The 3,542-nt window shown below is 38.8% G+C and carries 6 protein-coding genes and 1 pseudogene; all 7 read right to left on the reverse strand.

The annotated features are described in order from the left end of the window. Positions 1 to 74 (reverse strand): annotated as a pseudogene (locus E7C97_RS09340) (DNA-directed RNA polymerase subunit alpha); the annotation flags it as partial. Between the two features lie 42 nt (positions 75 to 116). After that, positions 117 to 500 carry a 30S ribosomal protein S11 gene (gene rpsK / locus E7C97_RS09345; RefSeq protein ID WP_001118385.1) on the reverse strand — a complete coding sequence of 128 codons (384 nt, stop codon included), beginning with the start codon at positions 498 to 500 and terminating at the stop codon, positions 117 to 119. A 17-nt stretch (positions 501 to 517) separates the two neighbouring features. Then, positions 518 to 883 (reverse strand): 30S ribosomal protein S13, encoded by a 366-nt coding sequence (gene rpsM / locus E7C97_RS09350; RefSeq protein WP_000090783.1) that lies wholly within the window; start codon positions 881 to 883, stop codon positions 518 to 520. Between the two features lie 17 nt (positions 884 to 900). Further along, the gene (gene rpmJ, locus E7C97_RS09355; RefSeq protein ID WP_001808836.1) at positions 901 to 1,017 is read right to left on the reverse strand and encodes a 50S ribosomal protein L36; all 117 of its coding nucleotides are present in this window, start codon (positions 1,015 to 1,017) and stop codon (positions 901 to 903) included. A gap of 24 nt (positions 1,018 to 1,041) precedes the next feature. Beyond that, on the reverse strand, positions 1,042 to 1,212 hold the full coding sequence (infA, locus tag E7C97_RS09360) for a translation initiation factor IF-1 (protein ID WP_001824515.1): 171 nt from the start codon (positions 1,210 to 1,212) through the stop codon (positions 1,042 to 1,044). A 143-nt stretch (positions 1,213 to 1,355) separates the two neighbouring features. Next, entirely contained in the window at positions 1,356 to 1,994 is a 639-nt protein-coding gene (locus E7C97_RS09365) for an adenylate kinase (RefSeq protein ID WP_001050432.1), read from the reverse strand. A gap of 155 nt (positions 1,995 to 2,149) precedes the next feature. Then, positions 2,150 to 3,460: a preprotein translocase subunit SecY gene (secY, locus tag E7C97_RS09370; protein WP_000465391.1), complete on the reverse strand. Its 1,311-nt coding sequence runs from the start codon at positions 3,458 to 3,460 to the stop codon at positions 2,150 to 2,152. Positions 3,461 to 3,542: the final 82 nt, after the last annotated feature.

A 3,542-nucleotide genomic window follows, 5' to 3' on the forward strand; every position in this document is an offset into this window, starting at 1 on the left:
GGTTCGATTACAAACTTGCCATAATCTTTATTTTCATCAATTTTTGTTATATTTGGTTTTTCAAACTCGATCATTTAGTTACTCCCTCTTAAACGAAAAGCAGTGTAAGGTTATGATTATACACGGCGACGTTTTGGAGGACGAGCACCATTGTGTGGCACTGGAGTCACATCACGAATTGCTGTTACTTCAAGACCAGCGGCAGCAAGAGCACGAATAGCTGACTCACGACCAGAACCTGGACCTTTAACAGTAACTTCAACTGACTTAAGACCGTGTTCTTGTGCAGATTTAGCAGCAGCTTCAGAAGCCATTTGAGCAGCAAATGGTGTAGATTTACGAGAACCTTTGAAACCAAGAGCACCAGCTGATGACCAAGCAATTGCATTACCATGCACATCAGTAATCATAACAATAGTGTTATTAAATGTAGCGTGAATATGAGCAATACCAGATTCGATATTCTTTTTCACACGACGTTTACGTGTTGGTTTAGCCAAGACTTTTACCTCCTATATTATTTTTTCTTACCAGCAATCGCAACAGCTTTACCTTTACGAGTGCGAGCGTTGTTTTTAGTGTTTTGTCCACGGACAGGAAGTCCACGACGGTGACGGATACCACGGTATGAACCGATTTCCATCAAACGTTTGATGTTCAAGTTAACTTCACGACGAAGGTCACCTTCAACTTTAATTGCATCCACTTCACGACGGATAGCATCTTCTTGATCTGGTGTAAGATCGCGAACACGTACATCTTCTGAAATTCCAGCAGCTGCCAAGATTTTCTTAGATGTTGGAAGTCCGATACCGTACACATAAGTCAATGAAATTACTACGCGTTTGTCATTTGGAATGTCAACTCCAGCAATACGAGCCATGTTTTCTCCTTTCTATCTTATCCTTGACGTTGTTTGTGTTTTGGATTTGCTGGGCAAATTACCATAACACGACCATTACGACGAATTACTTTACAGTATTCGCAAATTGGTTTGACCGATGGTCTTACTTTCATTTCTTATCCCTCCAAGTTTTTCGATTATTTAAAGCGGTAAGTGATACGTCCACGTGTCAAGTCATATGGACTCATTTCGACAGTAACACGATCTCCCGCTAAAATACGAATATAGTTTTTACGAATTTTACCAGAAACTGTTGCTAAAATCTGATGTCCATTTTCAAGTTCAACCGTAAACATTGCATTCGGCATACTTCAATCACATCGTCTTTTGCCACGCAAAAGTACCTCCATAAATTTCGATTTGATGCCTCTAGACACAGAGACAACAATTATAAGTCAGACTAACTCAGTATAACATTTGTAGAGACATTTTGCAAGCATGAAAAACGCTTTTATTTCAATTTTGTCAATACTTTTTCGATATCTGCAAAGACATCATTGATATCTTGGTTACCTTCGATATCATGTACCAAACCTTTTGCACGATAGTGGGCAATAATTGGTTCACCTTGGGCAATATTAACATCCAAACGACGTTTTACTGTTTCAGGTTTGTCATCTTCACGTTGGTAATAATCTTCTTCTTTGTAGTCAACTGGTGGATTGAAAACTTTGTGGAAAGTTTCGCCAGTTTCACGGTGAATGATACGACCACTCAAACGCTCCAAAAGACAATCTGGATTTACTTCGATGTTAATAACACCTTCAAGCTCAATCCCTAATTCAGCTAAAGTTTTATCCAAGGCATGAGCTTGTTCAATTGTACGTGGGTACCCGTCCAACAAGAAACCAGTTTCTTTAATGTCATCTTGTGAGAGACGCTCTTTCACGATACCATTTGTAACTTCATCTGGAACCAACTCGCCTTTGTCGATATAAGACTTAGCTAAGACACCCATTTCAGTTTGGTTAGCCATTGCCGCGCGGAACATATCACCTGTTGAGATATGAGCAACATGAAATTGTTCAACAATTTTTGCTGCCTGTGTACCCTTACCTGCACCAGGTAAGCCCATAATCAAAAGATTCATGATTCAAACTCCTTTTTTGTTTTTAAATAGAAGCAAAAATTCATTTCAACTCCTATTTAAAAACAAAATAGAAGAGAGGAGATAAAAATCTGACAAGGTCTTTGATTTTTAAACTCCACTCTCTGAGCAATAGTGAATTTTCTTTTCTATTACAATTATTCTGTTGTATTCATGAAACCAACATACTTACGTTTCAATAAATAACCTTCCAATTGTTTAATTCCTTCAATACCTGTTGAGATAATGATCAAAAGACTTGTTCCCCCAAAAGCAACGACTTCTGAAAGACCGAATAAATCCTTAGCTACAATAGGTAAAATAGAAATGACACCTAGGAAGAGGGAACCGACTGTTGCGAGACGACGAAGAAGTTTTGACATATACTCTTCTGTCCCTTTACCAGGACGGACACCGTGGATATAAGCACCGCTCTTTTGCAAATTTTCTGCTGCCTTCTCTGGATTAATCTGTACAAATGTATAGAAGAATGTAAAGAGGATAATCAACAGAGCGTACAAAGCGATACCTGTAGGGGCTGTTGTAGATAGCAACTCCTGAGCACTACGTACCCAGGCCCAATCAAGACCAGATGCACTTACAAATTGTAAAATTGCCGCTGGTGCTGCAGTAATCGAGCTAGCAAAGATAACTGGAATAACTCCTGCAGGGTTAATCTTCAATGGAAGATAGGAACTTGACGGTGCTCCTTGTGCTACCTTGGTATACTGAATTGGTATCTTATATTCAGCTTGTTGAACATAAGTTGTAAAGTAAACAATCAATAAGACTGCTACAATTAAGATAGCAACAAAAATGAGGGATGAAGTCAAGCGACTGCTTGGTACATTGACAAAGTAGTCAACATAAATTCCCTTGATCATATCAGGAATTGAAGCAACAATCCCCGCAAAGATAATCATGGAAACACCATTTCCATAACCCTTATCAGTAATTTGCTCTCCCAACCAAGTTACAATCATACTACCCGCTGTTAGGATTGCTCCAATCACAAGGAAAACTTGTGGTGTTAAAGGAACAGTCAAAAGTTTGGCTCCAGATAAAGCATTAAAACCAGCAGTAATTCCGATAGATTGCACGAATGCAAGAACAAGGGCAATATACCGAGTTGCCTGGTTCAACTTTCTACGACCAACTTCCCCTTGTTTGCCCCACTCTACAAACTTCGGTAATAAATCCATTTGTAAGAGTTGGACAACGATAGAAGCAGTAATGTATGGACTAACACCAAGTGCAAAAACTGAAAAGTTTTTCATGGCATTACCAGACACCAAACTTAACATATTTAGAAAAGATAGACCACTCAAAGCATTCAAGCTATTGGCATTCACCCATGGAACCGTAATGCTAGTCCCGATACGGAAGACAAAGACGATAAAAATTGTAAAAAGAATTTTTGATCGAACTTGCTTGACTTTGAAGGCTTCTCTCAATAATTTAAAAAACATAGGTCACCTCTCTTAGATGACTTCTACTGAACCACCTTTAGCAGTGATAGCTTCTTCAGCTGATTTAGAGAATTTAGCTGCT

It is taken from the genome of Streptococcus sp. (genome assembly GCF_032481935.1).
In the GTDB taxonomy this organism is placed as follows: domain Bacteria; phylum Bacillota; class Bacilli; order Lactobacillales; family Streptococcaceae; genus Streptococcus.